24 protein-coding genes are annotated in these 21,017 nt (G+C 37.5%); 2 read left to right on the top strand and 22 right to left on the bottom strand.

Annotated elements, in window-relative coordinates; all coding sequences use genetic code 11:
• Position 1: 1 nt before the first annotated feature.
• From pheA to serB, 13 genes are all read right to left on the bottom strand, one after another.
• Entirely contained in the window at positions 2-1,066 is a 1,065-nt protein-coding gene (pheA, locus tag SFB89_RS01940) for a prephenate dehydratase (protein ID WP_331775271.1), read from the bottom strand.
• A 4-nt stretch (positions 1,067-1,070) separates the two neighbouring features.
• Entirely contained in the window at positions 1,071-1,838 is a 768-nt protein-coding gene (locus SFB89_RS01935; RefSeq protein WP_331775270.1) for an HAD-IIA family hydrolase, read from the bottom strand.
• Positions 1,835-3,040: a diaminopimelate decarboxylase gene (gene lysA / locus SFB89_RS01930; protein WP_331775269.1), complete on the bottom strand. Its 1,206-nt coding sequence runs from the start codon at positions 3,038-3,040 to the stop codon at positions 1,835-1,837. The genes SFB89_RS01935 and lysA overlap by 4 nt, the downstream gene beginning before the upstream one ends.
• 118 nt (positions 3,041-3,158) lie before the next feature.
• Positions 3,159-4,586 (bottom strand): glycosyltransferase family 39 protein, encoded by a 1,428-nt coding sequence (locus tag SFB89_RS01925; protein WP_331775268.1) that lies wholly within the window; start codon positions 4,584-4,586, stop codon positions 3,159-3,161.
• Positions 4,583-5,479, bottom strand: a complete 897-nt coding sequence (locus SFB89_RS01920) for a carbohydrate deacetylase (RefSeq protein WP_331775267.1) — start codon at positions 5,477-5,479, stop codon at positions 4,583-4,585. Before SFB89_RS01920 ends, SFB89_RS01925 begins: the two co-directional genes overlap by 4 nt.
• Complete coding sequence (locus SFB89_RS01915) at positions 5,463-6,410, bottom strand: glycosyltransferase family 2 protein (RefSeq protein WP_331775266.1); 948 nt, start codon at positions 6,408-6,410, stop codon at positions 5,463-5,465. Before SFB89_RS01915 ends, SFB89_RS01920 begins: the two co-directional genes overlap by 17 nt.
• A complete protein-coding gene (locus tag SFB89_RS01910) occupies positions 6,400-6,807 on the bottom strand; it encodes a GtrA family protein (RefSeq protein ID WP_331775265.1) in 408 nt (135 codons plus the stop codon). The genes SFB89_RS01915 and SFB89_RS01910 overlap by 11 nt, the downstream gene beginning before the upstream one ends.
• 76 nt (positions 6,808-6,883) lie before the next feature.
• A complete protein-coding gene (locus SFB89_RS01905) occupies positions 6,884-7,942 on the bottom strand; it encodes an LptF/LptG family permease (protein ID WP_331775264.1) in 1,059 nt (352 codons plus the stop codon).
• Complete coding sequence (pth, locus tag SFB89_RS01900; protein ID WP_331776036.1) at positions 7,939-8,511, bottom strand: aminoacyl-tRNA hydrolase; 573 nt, start codon at positions 8,509-8,511, stop codon at positions 7,939-7,941. Before pth ends, SFB89_RS01905 begins: the two co-directional genes overlap by 4 nt.
• A gap of 13 nt (positions 8,512-8,524) precedes the next feature.
• On the bottom strand, positions 8,525-9,061 hold the full coding sequence (locus tag SFB89_RS01895) for a 50S ribosomal protein L25/general stress protein Ctc (RefSeq protein ID WP_331775263.1): 537 nt from the start codon (positions 9,059-9,061) through the stop codon (positions 8,525-8,527).
• Between the two features lie 65 nt (positions 9,062-9,126).
• Positions 9,127-10,320: a type IV pilus twitching motility protein PilT gene (locus SFB89_RS01890; RefSeq protein WP_331775262.1), complete on the bottom strand. Its 1,194-nt coding sequence runs from the start codon at positions 10,318-10,320 to the stop codon at positions 9,127-9,129.
• Positions 10,321-10,361: 41 nt separating this feature from the next.
• Positions 10,362-11,357: a transaldolase gene (locus tag SFB89_RS01885; RefSeq protein WP_331775261.1), complete on the bottom strand. Its 996-nt coding sequence runs from the start codon at positions 11,355-11,357 to the stop codon at positions 10,362-10,364.
• The gene (gene serB / locus SFB89_RS01880) at positions 11,348-11,980 is read right to left on the bottom strand and encodes a phosphoserine phosphatase SerB (protein WP_331775260.1); all 633 of its coding nucleotides are present in this window, start codon (positions 11,978-11,980) and stop codon (positions 11,348-11,350) included. The genes SFB89_RS01885 and serB overlap by 10 nt, the downstream gene beginning before the upstream one ends.
• A 230-nt stretch (positions 11,981-12,210) precedes the next feature.
• On the opposite strand from serB, the gene SFB89_RS01875 reads away from it, so the two are divergent.
• The gene (locus SFB89_RS01875) at positions 12,211-12,489 is read left to right on the top strand and encodes an RNA recognition motif domain-containing protein (RefSeq protein WP_331775259.1); all 279 of its coding nucleotides are present in this window, start codon (positions 12,211-12,213) and stop codon (positions 12,487-12,489) included.
• Positions 12,490-12,542: 53 nt separating this feature from the next.
• Here the strand turns inward: SFB89_RS01875 and SFB89_RS01870 are convergent, their stop codons facing one another.
• Genes SFB89_RS01870 through lpxB form a run of 7 tightly spaced genes read right to left on the bottom strand, consistent with a single transcriptional unit; the run spans position 12,543 to position 19,597 of the window.
• Positions 12,543-13,037, bottom strand: a complete 495-nt coding sequence (locus tag SFB89_RS01870; RefSeq protein WP_331775258.1) for a chemotaxis protein CheW — start codon at positions 13,035-13,037, stop codon at positions 12,543-12,545.
• Between the two features lie 5 nt (positions 13,038-13,042).
• A complete protein-coding gene (locus SFB89_RS01865; RefSeq protein ID WP_331775257.1) occupies positions 13,043-15,358 on the bottom strand; it encodes a hybrid sensor histidine kinase/response regulator in 2,316 nt (771 codons plus the stop codon).
• Between the two features lie 10 nt (positions 15,359-15,368).
• Positions 15,369-16,319 (bottom strand): chemotaxis protein, encoded by a 951-nt coding sequence (locus SFB89_RS01860; RefSeq protein ID WP_331775256.1) that lies wholly within the window; start codon positions 16,317-16,319, stop codon positions 15,369-15,371.
• A complete protein-coding gene (locus SFB89_RS01855) occupies positions 16,312-17,079 on the bottom strand; it encodes a UDP-2,3-diacylglucosamine diphosphatase (RefSeq protein WP_331775255.1) in 768 nt (255 codons plus the stop codon). Before SFB89_RS01855 ends, SFB89_RS01860 begins: the two co-directional genes overlap by 8 nt.
• Positions 17,039-18,067: an N-acetyl-gamma-glutamyl-phosphate reductase gene (gene argC / locus SFB89_RS01850; RefSeq protein WP_331775254.1), complete on the bottom strand. Its 1,029-nt coding sequence runs from the start codon at positions 18,065-18,067 to the stop codon at positions 17,039-17,041. Before argC ends, SFB89_RS01855 begins: the two co-directional genes overlap by 41 nt.
• Positions 18,060-18,548: a transcription elongation factor GreA gene (gene greA, locus SFB89_RS01845; protein ID WP_331775253.1), complete on the bottom strand. Its 489-nt coding sequence runs from the start codon at positions 18,546-18,548 to the stop codon at positions 18,060-18,062. Before greA ends, argC begins: the two co-directional genes overlap by 8 nt.
• Positions 18,548-19,597, bottom strand: coding sequence for a lipid-A-disaccharide synthase (gene lpxB / locus SFB89_RS01840; protein ID WP_331776035.1), 1,050 nt, complete (start codon positions 19,595-19,597; stop codon positions 18,548-18,550). The genes greA and lpxB overlap by 1 nt, the downstream gene beginning before the upstream one ends.
• A 91-nt stretch (positions 19,598-19,688) precedes the next feature.
• Here lpxB and SFB89_RS01835 point away from each other — a divergent pair, with 91 nt between their 5' ends.
• On the top strand, positions 19,689-20,309 hold the full coding sequence (locus SFB89_RS01835; RefSeq protein WP_331775252.1) for a ferredoxin-thioredoxin reductase catalytic domain-containing protein: 621 nt from the start codon (positions 19,689-19,691) through the stop codon (positions 20,307-20,309).
• On the opposite strand, the gene SFB89_RS01830 is transcribed toward SFB89_RS01835, so the two are convergent.
• Together SFB89_RS01830 and SFB89_RS01825 are read right to left on the bottom strand one after the other, a co-directional pair.
• Positions 20,306-20,779 (bottom strand): DNA-deoxyinosine glycosylase, encoded by a 474-nt coding sequence (locus SFB89_RS01830; RefSeq protein WP_331775251.1) that lies wholly within the window; start codon positions 20,777-20,779, stop codon positions 20,306-20,308. The genes SFB89_RS01835 and SFB89_RS01830 overlap by 4 nt on opposite strands.
• Complete coding sequence (locus tag SFB89_RS01825; RefSeq protein WP_331775250.1) at positions 20,776-20,994, bottom strand: tautomerase family protein; 219 nt, start codon at positions 20,992-20,994, stop codon at positions 20,776-20,778. Before SFB89_RS01825 ends, SFB89_RS01830 begins: the two co-directional genes overlap by 4 nt.
• Positions 20,995-21,017 lie beyond the last annotated feature (23 nt).

Here is a 21,017-nt window from a genome sequence, read left to right as displayed (position 1 = left end):
GTTACTCCCCATTCACATAGCTTCCAAGCCATATGATTTCATGTTTATTTTTATTTACTTCCAAAACTTCTTGTACATTGTCATCATCAATATGACCTTCAAAATCAATGTAAAAGACTTTTTTAAAACCTTTTTCTTTTGTTGGTCTGGATTCTATTTTTGTTAAGTTCACTTTGGCTTTTTGAAATGTTTGTAAAAATTCTACCAATCCACCCGGCGTATCGGACGTCTTTGCTAAAATCGAAGTTTTACTCAACGTAGAAGGTCGGTTTTTGAAATCACTCAAAATCAAAAATCTTGTTTTATTTGCCATATTGTCTTCAATTTTTGAAAAAAGTACCGGCAGATTGTATAATTTCGCAGCAATATGCGAACAAATAGCGGCTGAATCTTTCGTTGTTTTTGCCAATTTTGCTGCTTCGGCTGTAGATTTTGTCGCGACAAACTCCACATCTAACATAAAATGCTCTTCCAAAAATTTCCGGCACTGGTTATACCCTTGAGGATGTGAATAAATGCGTTTCACATCTTTGATATTTTCACATTCACTGGCAAAGGAGTGGTGGATATCCATGTAAATCTCTGAGACGATTTTTGAGCTGTATTTTCCAAGACAATCAAGGGTCACCCCCACCGCTCCTTCGGTATTGTTTTCAATAGGAACGACACCGTACTTCGCCTCTTTATTCTCCAATACATCAAACACCGCTTTAATAGAATTCAATCCGATGTAACGCCCCATAGCTCCAAAACGACTCTCCGCCACTTGGTGCGTAAAACTTCCCTCTGGTCCGAGATACGCAATATTTTCAGGCAATTCGATATTGCGACTGACTGCAAAAATCTCTAAAAAAATCGCATCAATGGCATCGCTATTGAGATATTTTTTATCTAAGGTCTTCAGTCGGTCCAATATCTCTTTTTCTCGCTCTGGTCGATAGATTGGCCCTCCTGTGGATTGTTTGAGATTTCCTATGGCCTTCACTGCTTCCATACGTTTGTTTAATAAAAGCAACAACTCATTGTCAATGCGGTCAATCTCTTTTCTATATTTTTCGATACTCAATGTCTCACCTTTTTATATGTCCGATATCTAAAACCACATCATCGATATAATCTTTTATCGGTTTGATTTCATCAATACTTTGACACTTACCACTTAGCACTAAAATTGTTTGACTTCCAAGCTCTTTAATGCCACACAAATCACCGATGGCATCATCACTAATCATAGTCACCTCTTTAAACGTCATCTCCTGTTTGCTTTGTTCTTGCAGTAATCCTAATGCCTCGTTATAAAAGGCGGGGCTGGGTTTGCCAATCACACGATAATCTTTAGAGGTAGCATAACGTAGCATTTCTAAAATCGCACCCACACCCGGATAGCGTTTCCCATCTTTTGCGTAGATACTCGTCGCATGCATCCCGATAATGTTGACATCATGAAGCGCGGTTTCGATCATGGCGGCATAATCATCCGATGAGAAATCTTTTTTACTAGCAATCAACATCGCTTTAGGATTTTTTGTTTGGGTATCAAACCCCATGGCGCTGAGCGTCTTCACGAATTCATCAGCACCAAAAACCGCCACGTCTCTCTCTTTGATATTTTTCTTCAAAACCATAAAAGGGTCCAGATAGTTTTTTGCAGGAATATCTAAGCCCAAATCGCATAAGTGCTGATGAAACACGTCACTCTTGATTTTTGTGTTATTCGTCACGACGACATAAGGAATTTTTTCTTGATTCAAATGTGCGATAAATTCACAAGCACCCGGAATCGGTTTTCTATCAATATCATCCAGCAAAGTACCTTGCACATCAATAAAATAACTCATAGGAAATCTCGCTCTAGTTTGATTAAATCATCAAAACTCTCACGCGCTCTTATCATCCGATCTTCACCATCAATAAGTGCCACTTCAGCCACTCTTGGGCGTGAATTATAATTACTACTCATAGTGAAACCATAAGCTCCCGCACTTTTGAATACAATCACATCATCATGCTTGACAGGAGGCAAGAGGACATCTTTTGCTAAAAAATCACCCGTTTCACAAATCGGTCCGACAATATCGACTAATGACGTCGCTTCATCAGAAGTATCTAAAAGTTCAAAATCATGATAAGCCCCATACAAACTGGGACGAATGAGATCATTCATCGCCGCATCAATGATAACAAATCGTTTTTTGTCATTCTTTTTTTCATACAGCACTTTGGTGAGCAAATAGCCACTATTTCCGACCAAATAACGTCCAGGTTCGCACAAAACGGTCACATCCGTACCTTTGAGTGATTCAAAAATAGCTTGGGCATAATCGTACAATAAAATAGGCGTTTCATCTTTGTATTTAATGCCAATTCCTCCGCCGATATCAAAAAATTTAATGTCAATATTGATCGCTTTGAGACTGCGTAGAAGGTCCGCAATAATCACAGAAGCTTCTTTAAAGGGTGAGGTTTCCGTAATTTGACTGCCAATATGAAAATGAATACCAATAGGATTTAAAGCTGAGGATTTATGCGCATAAAGATACATCTTCTTGGCGCTCTCTAAATCAACGCCAAATTTACTCTCATGCAATCCTGTGGAGATATAAGGGTGCGTTTTTGGATCGATATTGGGATTCACTCGAATACTAATTCTTGCCGTAACATTTAAATCTTTGGCAATCTGTTCGACACGATACATCTCTTCTTCGCTTTCAAGATTGATCATCAAAATATCACGTTCTAATGCTTCTTTAATCTCCACATCACGCTTACCGACACCGCTATAGATAATTTTGTATCGATCCACTCCGGCCAACAATGCGCGATTGACTTCGCCAATAGAGACACAATCACATCCTGAACCTAATGATGCTAAATGTTTTAGCACAGAGAGATTGGAATTGGCTTTTACAGCATAACAAAGCATCGATTTACGTGCTTTAAAGGCATTTTTGAGATTATTAAAATTTTCTGTTATTATATTAAAATCATAAACGTATAAAGGGGTATCATATTTTTCTGCTAGTGTTTTAAATTGGATCATACATAACCTTTGGATATTTTGAGTTCTTAAAGACCTAAGAACTCATATATTTTATCTAAAAAAAGAAAAAAAGAAAATTAACCTCTTTAGGAAAATTTATATCCACAATGGTTGATGACTATTTACTCTCATATAACACATATTTGTCGCTGGTATAGAGCTTTTTAAGTGCTGCAATATCTTTCACTTTTGAGATATCATCTTTGTTCACGACTATGAAATATTTTGATGTAAGATTTTGTTCCATATTATTAAAATCTGCTACTTTTGTAATTTCAATTTTTTGTCCCATATAGTACGTAGAAGAGAATGATTTTTTGTGTAAAAAATAGATCGGCTCACCCGGTTTTGCTACCGTTTTATACTTCGCAATTAAGAATTTCTCTGTTTTGATACTATCAGGAAAAAGGCTAATAAATACCAATGCAAGCAGTGCAATCACCGGTATCATGATAGCACTAAAAAAGAACATTTTTTTATATCCTGCGATAAATGTCCCCTCTGCTCGGTTGAAATAAAGGGCTAACAAAATCGCCAATCCCGGCAATGATGGCAAAACATACGTCCAAATCACATTACCGCCGAATGTGAAAAAGAGCATAATAAAGAGCATCCATATCGTATATAATGCTATTAAATCACTACGAAGAGCGGTGAAGAGGCCACTTTTTCTAAAGAGATTTTTGACGCCAAAAAACAGAGCATGAAATCCCCAAGGTAAACTTGCCAACAACCACATAATCCAGATAGTACCGTGTGGATTTTTGTGCACATATCCGTACTTATCACCATGCCAACCCGTATCGATAAAACGGCCGAGGTTTTCTCCTAATATGAAATAACGCAAAAATCCCGGAGTTTTAATCTCTGCTGCGATGTACCAAGGAACGCAGATGAGTAGCATCAAAATAAGACCACTTTTCCATGGCAATTTTGAAAGCAGAGCCACTCTTTTTTTATAAGAAAAAAGCACCCATAAAATAATCACACCAAAAACAACCACGCCAGCCAGTGGTCCTTTGGTGAGAATTCCCAGTCCAAGACCCACGAAAAATAGATAATTCCAGACGCGTACTTTATCATTGATCACCATCGCAAAAGAGACCAATGACAAGGTCGTACTAAAGGTGAGATAAGGGTCTGTAATCACCGCACCACTGAGAGAAAACACCAACAACATACTCGAATATATCGTGATAGCAATGAGCGCGCTCATCTTACCATGGAAAGTTTTCACTAAAATATAAATCAACCATGCGGTACAGAGCGTGATGAGCAATGAGGGGATGCGAGGGGTATAATCATGCACACCCAAAAATTTGTATGAGAGCGCTTGTGCCCAAAAAGCCAGAGGCGGTTTACCCCAAAATGGCACCCCATAATCATAATATGGCGTAATCCAATCGCCAATTTTTGCCATAATCATCGCAGTATTTGCATAACGTGCTTCGGTTGTGTCTGCCAAAGGCATAAACACCATCGAGATAATACGTGAGAGGGTGATGAGCCAAAAGAGCAGTGTCAAGTTGCGGGTTTCTTTATTCATACTGATGCCTTATTTAATTTTTGTATAAAATCTTTAAATTGATCTAAAAGGAGGATATCGCGTTCGTTTTTTCTGTGTTGATTGACATAAAACTCTTTAAATTTATCATCTGGCCATGCTGTATCTTCGGATTTTGATAAAAAAGCGGGATGCAAAAGTATTTCAACACTCTGTTTCCCATCATATTGAGAGAGTGCTTTGAGGATAGAGGGGTAGGTCATATTCCCGGTAAATAATACGCCGACAAACACATCATTGCAAGCAATCTGATTAGCGGCCAATTTACGGCGTAATTGACGGGAAAAGAAATTAAGCAAAAGGTGTTTGATAATATTGAGTCCTAAGTAGTTTTTAACATCTTGCAAAGAATTCAAACAGATAAAAAAGGGCTCTTGTGGCACTCTAATGTAAGTAAAATGAACTGTTTTTAATTCATGGGAGAGTTCCATCAAAATCTCTGAGATAAAAGGAATCGTATGATAATGCTGATGCGAATCTAGCGAAATATCATGCTGTTGAAGTTTACTGGCATACAACTCGATTTGATTTTTATACTCTTCTTTGATTTGTTGCTTGATGAGATGTTTTTTTTGAGTATTTCCCAGATAATAATCAAAGACCACGGTCTCAAAACTTTTACAAAACTTGCCATTTGCATCGACTAAATAGTCAATTTTTTCAGGCTTTGAGATAGGCGTTCCCTCTGCAATATTCAGATGCAAAGAAGTACGCATATCTGCTCTTCCCTCAAGTAAAGCCAGTGAGGCATTCAGATCTGAAGAGGTGACCATGATACTGGTCGAATTGAGCGCACCTTTATCATGACATTCACAAATCACCTCACTCATATGCAAGGAATTGGCAAAGTCATCTGCATTAACTATGATTTTCAATCAATTCTCCAAAATATAATGGTCGTTTTTTTACTTCCAAATGAATTTTACCTATGTATTCACCAATAATACCTAAGATAATAAGCTGAATCGAGCCCATGAACAAAATCACAATCAAAGTCGTCGCATATCCGGTTCGCTCAACATTAAAAAACAGATACTGTATCAAGGTATAAAAACCAAATATCCCAGAAGCAAACACCGATAAAACCCCCAGATATGTTGCCAAACGCAACGGTTTGGTAGAAAATTGCATGATACTATCAATAGCCAATCCAAATGAACGTTTAAAATTGTATTTGGTTTTGCCTGAAAAACGATCGGGCACTTCAAATTCCAATAATTTAAAATCACTATAACCCACAAAATTCAAAAGCCCACGAAACATCCGATCATTTTCACTAATCGTCTTAATCATTTCGATATGTTTTCGGTCCAACAGTCGGAAATCTGGAAAATCTTTTGGTATTTTGATATCTGATAATTTGTCTAACATAAAATAATAGATTTTTGACAAAAATTTATACAGTGGTGTTTTGTCGCTCCCATGAGTGATTTTACGTGTTAATACTACCGGATTGCCCGCCAACCAAGCGTCCACCATCTCCTCAATCAATGCAGGGGGATGTTGTAAATCCCCATCCATAAAAATAACACAATCACCCGAGGCATGATCCATCCCTGCACTCATAGCAATTTCATGCCCGAAATTTCGGTACAAATTATAAATCTTAATATTAGGATAACGCCCCATCAATGCTTGTAGATTTGCCAGCGTATGATCATCACTGCCATCATTGACGCAAACATACTCAAAGTCCACTTTGCTTTTTAATGCAGACTCGACCTGATACAACTCTTCAAATAGTTTATGAACATTGCCCTCTTCATTGTATAGTGAAATCACGATACTGACCAATTTAGGCTTCATGACCGACTCCTTGCCTCAAAAACACAAATTTTTTATAAACCAGATAATTTTGCAACGCAACAATCGCTGATGTCAGTAATTGTGAGACTATGACACCATTATGCAAAATAGTATGGAACAACGTAAACAAAATAAGATTGCTTACAAACGATATTGAGACCGTAATAATATATTTAAATATAGAATTATGATGTTTTGAATCGGAATCAAACGTATAATAATATTGGAAAATATAATTAATAATTGCTCCAACTACCACACCGATTGAGGTAGAAAGACTGGCATTTATTCCAATCCAAACGAGCAGTGCCATCGTCCCAAGATGGCATATCGTAGCGGTCCCACCACTAATTATAAATCTTTTCAGTTGATGAATATCAAATTTCTTGTGGTGCATTGCTATTAAAACCTTATTCTTATTATCTCTGTTATCGTAATCATATTATACTAAAATGAACGCTAAATGAAAAATTTCATTCTTTAAAGTGGGAGTATAGCGAAAAAATACCTAGCGACAGCATCGGTATCATAATGGCCACTTCTGGTAAGATAACGGCATTCATGGCTAACTTACTAAATAAAAACAAAAGACCCCATGTCGCCAATGCAACAAATATCAGCACAAAAGAGATGAGCGTCGTGTTATAATACCTTGAGATAACCGGTGTGCGTGATGAAAAAATCAGAATCAACAAAGGGGCAAATAGGGGTATAAACAGTTGTGAGAGGATAATCGTCTTGAGCCTACTCGTATCAACACCTTGCGCATTAAAAAACTTCAAGGCATCCATCGCATCTAAGACGGAGAGATTGGCTTTGCCTTTATAAATATTGTCAATAATCTTAGGCCTAAAATCTTTGAGCGTTTCAAGCTGGGAAAATTTTTGTATTATCAACCCTTTGCCATCGAGCGTTTCCGCCTTTGGTTTGATGATTTTTTCTACATGATATAAGACCCAATTTTTCTCTTGATAATAGCCTTTTTGGGCTTTGAGTATGTATTGTAAATCCATATCTTTGACATGATATATCTTGATATTACTCGCCTCTTTTTTAATAGGGTTCAATTTTTCAAAATAGATATAATCGTTATCATTTTTGAGAAATAATCCCTCTGTATTGGTTGAGATTTGGCTGTGTTGCAAAATATTGACGCTGTATTCTCTCGCATAAGAAAAGGGGGTAAATGTCAACGAGATATAGATCATGATAATCGCTAGTGCACTAAAAAAGATAGGCAACGTGAAAGCTTGACGGCTCACGCCCAATGCTCTTAAACTGACCAATTCATTTGATTTTATCATGGAGACCGTCGTAGCAATCATCGCAAATATCACCGACAATGGCAAGACAAAATTAATCGCATACAGACTCTCAAACATCGTATAAAGGATTTGAAGGTTGGCAGATTCTGGGAGTTTTTGATACGTGGTCAATAAATCAATCCCAAGATAAAAAAATTCCAGCGCTACAAAAATAACAAAAAAGTTTTTGAGATAATTACGGATTAGATATTTTTGATACAGTTTCATATTAGTAATTCATTCGTAAGCTTCAGATTGAGGCTATCACGTTGGGCTACTGTTTGTAATGGCATCTCTATCAAGTGCAAGCAGGCCCTTGCAGCTTGGTCTATAATCTCATCCAAATATTTTTTTTCACGTGTTGAAAAATCTGACAACACGTGGGAGATAATCTTATCTTTATCTTTGGGTTTTCCAATGCCCACACGTACCCTGTAATAGGATTTTCCTATGTGCGCATCGATGGATTTCAAGCCATTATGCCCACCATTGCCACCTTCATACTTGAATTTTAATACTCCAAATCTCAAATCCAAATCATCATGAATCACGATAATCTTCTCTGGATTAAAATAATCACTGACAGCGTGAACACTTTCTCCTGAGAGATTCATATAGGTTTGAGGTTTTAATAATAAAAGATTGTGATATTTATAAAGATTGCCTCTAAAGGCGGGTTTGTTTAAAGTGGTGTAGGAGAGGCCCTCTAGAAGCTTATCTATAACCATAAAACCGATGTTATGTCGATTATTATGGTATTTTACTTCTGGGTTGCCAAGTCCTACGATGAGATTCATATATGTGCAATCACTACTTCGCTTTAATGACTCCAACAATTGAAATTCTATCTTCATCCATGATTTCTACGTTACTATCTACTTTAATATCACGAACTAAGATGGTTTCATTGACATCCAAATCACTAACATCAAGTGTATAATCATTTGGTAAATGTTCTGCTGTACATTTGACACAAAGTCTTTTTTTAGTTAATGCCAAAACACCTTTATTTCTCAACCCTTTTGGGGTACCGGTTAGTTTTACAGGAACAAGGTATTTTGCAAGAACACCAGGAAGCGCAACGCGCAAATCAACATGTAAAAATTTACTTTTTACAGGATCTTTTTGATATTCTTGAATGACAACATTATACTCTTTGCCGCCTACGCGTACTGGGAATATAAGTGTTTCTTTATTTCTAACTGCTTTTACGAATTCATTTTCTTTAAATGCAGCATTGATATTTTCAATGCCTTTTCCGTAAATGTTGGCAATTAGGTAACCATCTCTGCGAAGCTCTTTTGTCGCTTTTTTTGTGATACTCTCTCTAATGATGCCTTCTAACATTTTTTTCCTTTTTCTAAAATAATAAGTCGGACATTATACATAAAATAATCTAAATCTTATATAAATTATTTTTTTAACCCGATGATATTTGCGTCTTTGCTGAACTCTTCTGAATTAGATTTTAGACTTTTTTGTTGTAATGCTTTATTCGCATCAAAATAATCCAAATCCAAAGCCAAGTCATTTCTACTGGTGGCTGCTGAGAGTGCTTCTTCTCGTGATACACGATTTTGTGCATACAAATCGAGGAGTGATTGATCAAAAGTTTGACATTTATAAATATCTTTTCCTTCTCGAATCGCATCAGTAATCTCAGTATCGCGCCCCTCTAAAATAAGGCTGGAAATTCTTGTATTATTGACCAAAATTTCAACCGCCGCCGTACGTTTACCATCCAACGTTCGCACCAAACGTTGTGAAACAATTCCTTTGAGCGTAGAGGCCAATGACATTTTGATACGATTTTGTTCACTTCCTGGAAACATTCCCAAAATACGACTGACCGTCTCTTTAGCATCTAATGTGTGCAGTGTCGATAATACCAAGTGACCCGTTTCAGCAGCATGCATTGCCGTCTCTATGGTCTCTAAATCTCGCATTTCTCCCACAAGAATGACATCAGGGTCTTCCCTCAGTGCAGCCCTTAGTGAATCTGAAAACCCAAGAGCATCTTGCCCAATGGCACGTTGATTTACAATCGCTTTATCATCATTATAAACAAACTCCACCGGATCTTCAATAGTGATGATATGCTTTTTGTAGGTTCTATTGATATAATTAATCATCGCCGCCAATGTTGTCGTTTTACCACTCCCTGTTGGCCCTGTGACGAGCACTAAACCTCGGTTTATGCCACAAAATGAGTTAATGATAGCAGGAAGTCTGAGTGACTCTATCGTCGGCAACTTGGTCGGTATGGTTCTAAAAACTGCAGAAATCCCCTCTACTTGGAAAAAAATATTGACACGAAATCGATAGTTTTCATTGAGTTTGTAAGTGAAATCTAGATTTTTTTGCTGAATCAAACTCGGAAATCTCGTCCGTAACAACTCTTTTGCCAATGTAATCCCATCAGTATGAGAGATTATTTCCTTTGATAAAGGAAGAATTTGACCATTAATACGCCCGCGGATATTGGAGCCACTTTTTATATGAAGGTCGCTGCCACCATGTTCTACTAGTTTGGCAAGATAGAATTTTAACTTTTTTGTCATCTCAAAAGTCAAACTTTCTATATCTATTTCATGTTTTGGGTTCATAACATTCCTTTACGTTTTCGGTCTCATACCGATGCCGTTTTTTATCTTTTGTAGGACGAAAGTGTTTCAAGTATCTCTTGAAATGCCACCTTGAATGACTCCAGTCCATCTTGCATCAATGCATCGCATGCCGCGTCTACATCAATCCCACTTTTCTTTATTGTATCAAAAAATAACTCTATCTCTTCTTCTTTTGGCACGTTATTGTCACAACTTTGTTGAATAAAATACTTAATGGTAGCAAGTGGTGCCGTATTGATTGAATTTTTGCATAACAGTCCCTTGATATAATAATCCGCCTCTAGGGCATCTCCTTTGACTCCCGTGCTCGCAAATAAACAACGAACATTGGATAATGCATAACGCTCAATAAGGCGATAAACATTTAAGGCATTGTAGATACCTACTTTTGAGACGGGTAAATCAAGCGCCGCAAGTTTTGTATCTAACATTCGGTCAAATCGGCTCACAAAGACGCTAATCACCGCTTTTGGCAGGACACTTGCTTGACACGATGCACTGCCGGCTTTAAATGCTTCAAGACAATGTTTCGTCTGTTCAACTGAAAATATTAATGTTGCATTGACGTTAATCCCTTCGCTGATGAGTTGTTGCATCGCAACATATCCTGCTTTTGTTGCCGGTACTTTTATCATGACATTGGGCATATCAATCTGTTGAAACAGACGTCTTCCCTCTTCAATCGTCCCATTCGCATCATCACATAAAAAAGGATCAACTTCTATACTGATAAAACCATCATCGCCTTTTTTATATAATGGCAACAATTTTTCAGCTGCTTTTTTAATATCTTTGATCGCGAGGGCTTCATAGGTCTCTTTTGGTGTCAGATCCTGCATCGCCTCTATATCTTTTTTATAAGCAGGTGATGTGAGAATCGCGGATTTAAAAATGGCCGGATTACTCGTCGCACCGTTAATGGTGCCGGCATTGATTAAATCTACAAATTCTGTCTCCAAAAAACTTCGTTCTACAAAATCACACCAAAGTGAAAATTTCAAATCTTCTATATACATATGTGTTGTTCCTCTAATATTTTTGTTAAGTCTTTATCGTTGATAATGACATTGGCTTTTTTTCTTAAAACCTCTTTTGCACAAAACGCAACCTTTGTGTCTGCAAATTCAAACATTGAAAGATCATTGGCACCATCACCCACGACCATGGTGTTTTTTTGATCTATCTTTAAGAGTGCTTGCAATCGCTGCAGCATATCTCCTTTTGAATAATTAAACATCATATCTCCCCCAACAAGTCCGCTCAAAACCCCCTCTTTCGTATGTAAAATATTTGCAAAATCTGCATCAAAACCAAGTTGTTCTTTTGCATAACTTGTAGCATTTCGAAATCCACCACTAAAAACAACGACCGTATAACCGCTCTTTTTCAATGTCCCAATCGTCTCTTGCGCGCCTGGCATATAAGGTAGATTGTGACAAATTTCATCAACAGCTTGTGTGGGTAAGCCTTTTAGAAAACGGACTCTTTCACTCAAGCTTTCAAAAAAATCTATCTCCCCTTCCATCGCTTTTTTGGTGATTCGCGAGACCTCATCTTCAAAATTCAACGCTTTGGCCAAGAAGTCTATCGTTTCTCCATCCATCAAAGTTGAATCAAAATCAAATACACATAATTTCATATTTTGTCCTAATTTTAATACCAAATGATACAAAAAATCAATTTATAAACCAATAAAAATCAATTTAAAAAAATATATTGCTAAATTCGTAATTTTTATAGTATAATGTTTATCTAAACTATATTTTTCGATAATCCTATGCATCTTATGGTGGGTATTTTCAAAATATTAAGCAGAGCGTGTATTGATGTTTATTGATAAATATAAAACTATTTAAAGGACAAGAAAAGATGCAAATATACGTTGGAAACATTTCCTACTCAACAACAGAAGAAGGTTTAGAAAATCTATTTGGTCAATACGGAGAAGTTGAATCTGTAAAGATCATTACAGATAGAGAAACAGGAAGAGCTAAGGGTTTCGGATTTGTTACTATGAATGATGACACTGCTGCACAACAAGCAATTGATAGCTTAAATGAAAAAGAATTTGAAGGAAGAACTCTAAGAATTAACGAAGCAAGACCTAGAGAAGAAAGACCAAAAAGAAATTTTAACAATAGATTCTAAATTTTATTTAGATTAAAATAAACTATGTAATTTTTATTACATGAGAGACTTCGCTAGAAGTCTCTTTTCAATAATGCATCTACCTTAAGAACTGTTAGCATGCTCTCGTCTCTTTTTCCTATACCATAAACCAATCCCGTGTCTGATGCTATTGTCTCAGGTGGTGGATCAATACGACTTCTTTTTATCCTGATGGCTTCGGTCAGACGATCGATGACAAATCCTGCGATATTATCATCATTTTTCATAACAATGTAGCGTGTCTCATTAGTTTCATTCTTGGGTTCTAATTTAAATTTTCTTCGCAAATCAATCAAAGGAATCACATCACCTCTGAGATTAAAAACGCCAAGAACATACGGTGGCACTTGTGGTACTCTAGTATATTCTAATGGTTTAATAATCTCTTGGATGCTCAGTATCGGTATCGCATACTCCTCATCACCGATGATAAAACCGACCAGCTGTATAATATCATCTTCTGTTTTATCCGGCTCTTGCATCTGTTGTTTTTGCTTGTTTAACACTTGCGTTAGTTTTTCATTCATGTTGATCACTCCGCTAACAGTTTTATATTTTTTCGCACGACACTCTCTAAATATTCTTGCGAATATGGTTTGGTGATGTACTCACTCATACCAGATTCCACGCCTCTTAATCTATCAGATTTTGACGTTCTTGAGGTCACAGCAATCAAAGGTAAATTTTTGTATTTTGAATATTTTCTAATTTCATTGGCCAGTGTGTATCCATCCATCCGTGGCATTTCAATATCAATCAAAACCGCATCAAAATTATATTCTCCTGATTTTATGATATTGAGTGCTTCTAGTCCATTTGATGCCTCAACAACATTGAGACCTATTGGCTGCATAGATTTTATCATGATGTTGCGATCCATATGACTATCATCTACCACCAATACATAATAATCACTTGGCTGATTTTTGACCTTGATCGTTGCCTCAGTATTTGCTTTAATATCGACATTGATATCTTTTGCCAATCCCATCAATGCGGCCACATCGATAATGAGGGTCACCCTACCATCGCCTCGTATCGTAGCACCTGCGATGCCGTCGATTCCTTTGAGATAATCTCCCATGGATTTGATAACAATCTCTTCTTGTCCTACAAGGCTGTCCACGATAATGCCCAATTTGGATTCAGCCAACCCAATCACAACCACATAAGCATGTTCATTATTTTCATAAACACTCTCAACACCAAAGATATCAGAGAGTCGCACAAGTGAGAGTACCTCATCTCTTAATCTCAAGACATTTTTACCCTCAACCGTATAAATTTCATCAAGTTCAATACGCACCGTCTCTAAAACAGATGCCAATGGAATCGCATAAAATTCCTCTTGGACGCCTACTAACAATGCTTGGATAATCGCCAATGTCAACGGTATTTTGAGTTTGATTACCGTCCCTTTACCGAGTTCACTGTCAATATCAATCAGTCCATTGAGCTTTTCGATATTGGTTTTCACCACATCCATCCCCACGCCTCTTCCTGAGACGCTCGTGACGGTAGTAGCTGTAGAAAAACCCGGTTTAAAAATCAATGTCAGCGCTTCTTTGTCACTCATCATATCCGCTTCTCGCTCTGTGATGAGTCCTTTTTCTAACGATTTTGTTTTGAGAATTTCAGGGTCCAATCCTTTCCCATCATCAACGATTTCAATGACAATATTATTACCCTCATGATATGCTTTGAGCTCTATCGTTCCGACCTCTTTTTTGCCGGCGTTTATTCGTATATCTTTCTCTTCGATACCATGGTCACAAGAGTTTCGGATAATATGAACTAATGGATCACCAATCTCCTCAACAATTGATTTGTCTAATTCAGTCTCTTCCCCTGTAATCTCAAGCTCAATAGATTTATTGAGTTCACGTGATAAATCTCGTACCATTCTTGGAAATTTATTGAAAACTTTTGCAATCGGTAACATTCGAGTTTTCATCACGGCAATTTGCAAATCTGTTGTCACCAGTGAAATTGACGAGACTACTTGATTCAACTCTTCTAAAAATTTTTCTCCCTCATAGCGCTCTTCAACATCATCATAAATTTTTAACAATCTATTTTTTCCTAAGACCAGCTCTCCGATGAGATTCATCAAATGATCCAATCGTTTCACTTCGACACGAATGGTCTGTTCAATAGCACTTGCTTGTTGTTTTTTCACCGGTGCATCGGCACGGGATTTTTTTGTTCCTTGCGGTTTTGGTTTTGGTTTTTCTTCTGCCTTATCAATCATCACGACAGGTGCTTCTTCTTGTTTTTTTGCCGCTTTTTTCTTGGCAGTTTCCTCTTTTTTCTCTTTTAAAAGTCGCTCAATTTCTGCCTCAATTTCTGCATCACTCAGATGAGAATAATCCTCTTCTTCCACTGTTTCTTGGGTATTGGTTTCTACTGTTTCATGAGGAGCAGCTGATGTGTCACTGGTGATTTCTGGTAGTTCTTTCCCTTGGGAAATGGCATCAAGTTGGGCACAAATATCAGAAATATCCATACCGATTTCTGTATCATTTCCATTGTCTCTGATTGAAAACAAGAGGGCTTTCATCATATCAATCGATTCCAGTACGACATCCATGACCTCAGGGTTGATTTTCAAATCTCCCCGTCTTGCTTTATTGAGGACATCCTCCATGTGATGCGTCAGGGTAGTCAACACATCAAAACTTAAAAACGAAGAAGAGCCTTTGATCGTATGGGCAACTCTAAAGATACGATTTAACAATTCGAGATCTTCAGGGGTACTTTCAAGCTCCACTAAATCTTGATCAATTTGCTCAATTAACTCAAACGCTTCAATCAAAAAATCTTCTAATATTTCTTGAATATCATCCATGCTCTTGCCTTTACTCTTCGTCTTTAATATGCGATTTTAGAACTTTTGATATCTCTTTATAAAAAATCGTCGCATCAAATTTTGTCAAATAGGCCTCACCGCCCGCCTCTTTGCCCCTCAACTCACTAAAGTGGTCACTGATAGAAGAGTTAAAGATAATCGGAATGTTTTTAAAGCGTTCATCATCTTTGACACTCGCTGCAAAATGAAATCCATCCATTTGGGGCATTTCAACATCGCTAATAATGACTTTTAGCTCATCTTCTAAACGGTCATTGTAGATACTGCTGAGTTCTTCTAATTTTTTCAAACCCTCTACACCATCTTGTGCTTCGACTACTTTCAGACCCATCTGTTTCAGTGCATCGCTCACGAGTTTTCTTGCGATTTTACTATCATCTAAAATGAGAGCGACACCCTCAAGATGGAATAAATCATCCTCTAGGATGTTAGATTGTGGCTTATAAAGTCCTAACTCTTCTACCACACTCTCCAAATCCAAAATCAACAAAACATCATCATTTTCAATTCTCGTTACACCCGTGATTTGATTGCGATCAAGGGTGCCCATACCCGAGACAAACGAGGCAGGCTCGATATCTTTCCAACTGATACGACGAATTCTTTTGGCCTCATGCACAATAAACCCAATCAAAATATCACTAAATTCTGTGATAATAACCCTCAATTTTGTTTTAACATTTTCAGGTTCGTTAATATTCATCCATTTTGCAAGATTGACCACCGGTATCACCACACCCCTGAGGTCAAATATACCATCAATATAAGAAGGAACCCCGGGGAGTTCTGTAAGATGTGGTAATTTGATAATTTCTCGCACCTTCGATACATTTACACCATAAATTCCCTCATAAATTTTTTCACCATCTTGCTTTAGAATCCGAAAATCTACGAGTTCCATTTCGTTAGAGCCGACTTTTAGTACCTTATCATCAAACATCAAAGCCCCTTAATTTCTTTTCTATAAATTTTATGTCTGTATTGAATTGTACAACAAAATAACTTTGTTCGCACGCAAAGGAAGAAAAATTTATATACTGAATATCATGACACTCAAAAGCCTTATTTTGATGATAATGCCCCTCGGCAATAAAATCGGTTTCTTTCGTCATAAAGTTTTGGATTTTAGTATCAATAATATGGGGAAATCCCTCAATCTGTGTGCAAATATTTTTTTGGAGCAGTCGGTTTGAAATCTTCTTTGAAATACACGATTGACACCAGACATCACAAAGGTTCAATACCCTCAACAATAGCCTATTTCGTATCATTTTTGTATATACACGATGCCATATACTCCCGTATTTATCCCCATGTAATAACAGCACTTTTTGTCCCAAAATCCTTGCGATAAGGGGTTGTTCTTCGATGGTGTATACATGCACATGATGAAACAGTGCTTTCAGTGCAAAATCATGATTGCCTTCTAGATAATAGATATCAATTTCCCTAGCTAATTGCTCGAGTAATTGAATGTACTTTTTATATTTCTCTGTTAAATATTGCACTTCACCCACAAGCAAATCAAACATGTCTCCCATGAGAAAAAGTTGTGGCGTTTTTATCTGTTTGGTTGCAATGAGTTGCAAAAATTGCCAAAAATAGTCTCGCTGATCGTTATCATGCGCATCACTTATAAAGATGGCACCTTCTTTGATATCAAGGCACATATGCAATAATCGGCATGCCCAAGTTTTCATCAAATCCAAACATCAAGTTGGCATTAGCCACTGCTTGTGAGGATGACCCTCTTAAAATATTATCAATGGCCGCATTAAGGTAAAGTTTTTTACCCACAACTTTGGCAAAAATGTCGCAAAAATGAGTACCACTTGGAGATTTCATATCCACAGGATGATCAAAAATCCTCACAAAAGGTTCATCTTTGTAATACTCTTTTAGGATTGCCAAAGGATCAATGCCTTCTTCTTGAAGCAACATGTAACTATCCACCATCTCACCTCTGATGATTGGCAACAGATGCGGAATAAAATTAACATCAAAATCTTTGCCTGAGTGCAATCGCATCTTTTCTTTGATTTCTGGCTCATGACGATGCATCATCGGATTATAAGCGAAAATATTCTCATCAATTGAAACAAAATGTGTCTTTTCAGTACACTTTTTCCCCGCACCGCTCACACCACTTTTAGCATCGATAAACAAGGGATAACTCGCATCTATGAGATCACAAAAAGGCAAAAGGCTCAGTAAAGCCGCCGTAGGATAACAACCGGGATTGGCAACTAAAGAGGTGTTTTTGATTTTCTCTCTATAAAATTCCGGCAATCCATAAACCGCCTTTGGAATATTCTCTTTATCCGTATGCGGACAATAATACTGTTCATACGTCTCAAGTTCGAGTCGATAATCAGCAGAAAGATCAACTACTTTAACACCAAGGGCTAAGAGCTCTTTTGCAAACCCCATAGACGTTTTGTGCGGCAAAGCCAAAAAAGCTACTTTAGCAACGGCTGCAATTTCTTTGGCATCACTTTTTAATACCTCTTTTGAGAGTACCCCTTGGAGTGAGGGGTGCAGTGTTTCGACACGTACGCCCCCTTCACTGGTCCCAACATAGGCAATTTCAAAGACAGGATGTGTGATGATTAACTTAATCAGCTCCAGTCCCGTATAACCACTCGCCCCAATAATCGCTACCGGTATTTTATTGTCTACATCACTCAAAATCAATCTCCTTATAATAAAGGCTTAAAATCTCATACTCTTTCTCTCCTCCGGGAAGGTTGACGATGACATCACTGCCCTCTTCTTTACCAAATAGTTGCTTGGCTAAGGGTGAGTGAAACGAGATGAGCCCCTTATCAGGATTACTCTCAGTACTGCCAACAAGCGTGTATGTGACTTCTGTACCATCATCTAAATCCTCAAGGACAACAGTCGTACCAAAGCGAACTTTATCATGTTCATAACTACTCGGGTCAATGACATGCGCCCGTGTCATCAAATCGCTCAATTCTGCAATCCGACTCTCAATAAAAGCTTGTTTCTCTTTGGCTGCATGATATTCAGCATTTTCTTTTAAATCGCCATGACTTCTAGCGATATCAATCTCTTTGACAATATAAGGTCTTTGGTTTTTCTTTAAATCATTGAGTTCTTCACTGAGTTTTTGAAACCCAAAATGTGTCATTGGTTCTTTTTGCATCAAATCTCCTCGTCATTTTTCTTTTTTGTTATTATAGCTAACATATCGTTTCGTGCGCCTTTATATAAGATTTTGCGAAGCACTAAAGCCTGTTGAAAAAATTGCTCTCTATTCGTATCATGATACACCTGCAATAACTTTTCCACACAAACCTCTTCTTGCAACAACTCCTCATGCAACGGTGCAAATCCTTCAAAATCAAGCAAAATATTTGCCAAGCCTACATGCTTGAGTTTCACAAATTTTTTGGCAATCATGTAATCGAGTTTTTTCGCCTTATACGCCAAAACAAAAGGCGTACCGATAAGTGCTGCTTCCAAAGTGGCCGTCCCCGAACAGACAAAAGCAAATTCACTTTGCAAAAAAGCCTCTTTTGCATCACGTGATATCTCAAAAGCGCTGATATCCCCATAAAGTTCTTCAATCTTTTCTTGAGTAAAAAATTCTGGAATCACCAGCACAGCACGCTTGTCTATTTTCTTGATTACTTCCCTAAAAATCGGCATCAAAGCACGAATTTCACTTTTTCTACTTCCTGGCAAAAAACAGAGGACTCCGGTCTTTTTATACTCCTGCTTTTGCTCCTTGATCTCATCAATCAAAGGATGCCCAACAAAAGTGGCACGATTGTAAAATCGGCGTTCAAAAGGCAAAACCGAGGCTAAAACATCACAATACTTCTCAACTTTTGCCACTCTTTTGGCTTTCCATGCCCACACTTGAGGTAAAATATAGTAAATAATCTCTACCTTTGGGTTTTGCTCTTTGATGGCCTTTGCCAAGGGCAAATTAAATGCAGGAGAGTCAATCAGTAGAACTTTATCCACCTCAAAGCTTAGTTTTACCAATGCTTTGATGGCCTTTTTAGCTTTTTTGATTTTAGGAATTACATCTAAAAATCCCATAATAGAAAAAGCAGATGAAGGCAGATAAGGGGTGCCTAAGCGTTCATCAAAGATGCCAAAAAGTTCATACTCTTTTAACGCATCCAATATCGGTGTCAAATGTAAATTTGCCGAAGGTTCAAGCGCAGAGACTAAAAGTTTAATATTATTCAATAAAACGACCTCAAGACTTTTTATATGTAGTATATAAAAATTTTGATAAAATTCTATGAAAATTAATAATAAAAGGTTGAAAATGCTCAAAATGATGATAGGATTTTTTAAAGATTTATGGACTTACAGACATCAAGTCAAAAAACAGACAAAATGGATGGAAAAATATATCAATCAAAAGCAATATGCCCTCAACCCCAGTTGGATGATGAGTACGAACCTAAAAATTTGGCTCAGCGAGATGGACGCGACTTTTGGCAAACGATTTTGCCCTTGTTTTGAACCCTCAAGTGATGCAGATCTCAACAAAAAAATGCTGTGCCCTTGCGAATTTATCGAAGATGAGATTGCAGAATACGGCACGTGTCATTGTGCACTCTTTGGCAAAAAAGATTTAAGTAAAGAGGGATGGAAGGCCTCTTCTAAAAGACTCATGAGCGAATACAAAATCCCACTAAATTTAAGCAATGGTATCCTTGATACGCGAGGAAAACCACGCGATTCTAGGAGAAATTTACCCGTACCTGATGCCATGCATCAATTAAAAGCGACACTCAACCACTACCCAGGCGACACGCTCAAATTGATAGTAGAAAATGAACAAGAGGTCAAAAATCTAGAAAAAATCGCAATATTTCGCGGCTTTGGATTTGAGCAAGGAAAAAGCCAAGATTATTATGAGGTCACCTTGAAACTGCGTTAAATTTCTGTGATAATCCGCCACTTTTCAAGTTTTTCCTCTTTGCGCATTTTGGCAAAAGCCGGAGAAGTAGAAGGAAGCGGATAGATGGCTTTATCACCGTTATAGATTTTTGTAAATTCGCGGTATGCTTTGGCTCCATTACAACAGACGGCCTCAATGTTAGGATAACTTTGAAAAAATTCTCTGAAATCTTGGTGTTGTATCTTTTTAATCGCACTATCCAAACTCCCTTTTCGCTCGCATGTGCCAATCACATCATAAAGTGCCACGCCATGGCGCAACAAAATCTTTAATCGCGCCTCATAAGCGATATCCTTCTGGAACCCAAATAATTGAGACATAATAAACCAAAAAGCGTTCTGTGGATGTGCATAATATTGTGAGGCTTCAAGCGATTTCACAGAAGGAATAGAACCTAAGATTAAGATACGAGAGTGCGCATCTACAATCGGAGCAAAACTCTCTATCATGATAGAATCTTTTGCTCTTGTTTTTTTCTAATCTCACTCACAACTTCACCGCCAATTCCCCAATTATCCATACTCACCTCTTCAATCACGACCACAGTGGTCTTGGGATTTTTATTGAGCGTTTTAGCTAACAGCTCCGTCACCCCTTGAATTAATGCTTTTTTTTGCGCTTTGGTGGCACCCTCTTGGGTAATTTTTATATTAACATAAGGCATCACAGTCCTTTTTCACGATTTAT

The organism is Sulfurospirillum sp. 1612, from assembly GCF_036556685.1.
In the GTDB taxonomy this organism is placed as follows: domain Bacteria; phylum Campylobacterota; class Campylobacteria; order Campylobacterales; family Sulfurospirillaceae; genus JAADIZ01.
Note: the sequence above shows the minus strand (reverse complement) of the source record. Positions and strands in the feature narration are given on the sequence as shown.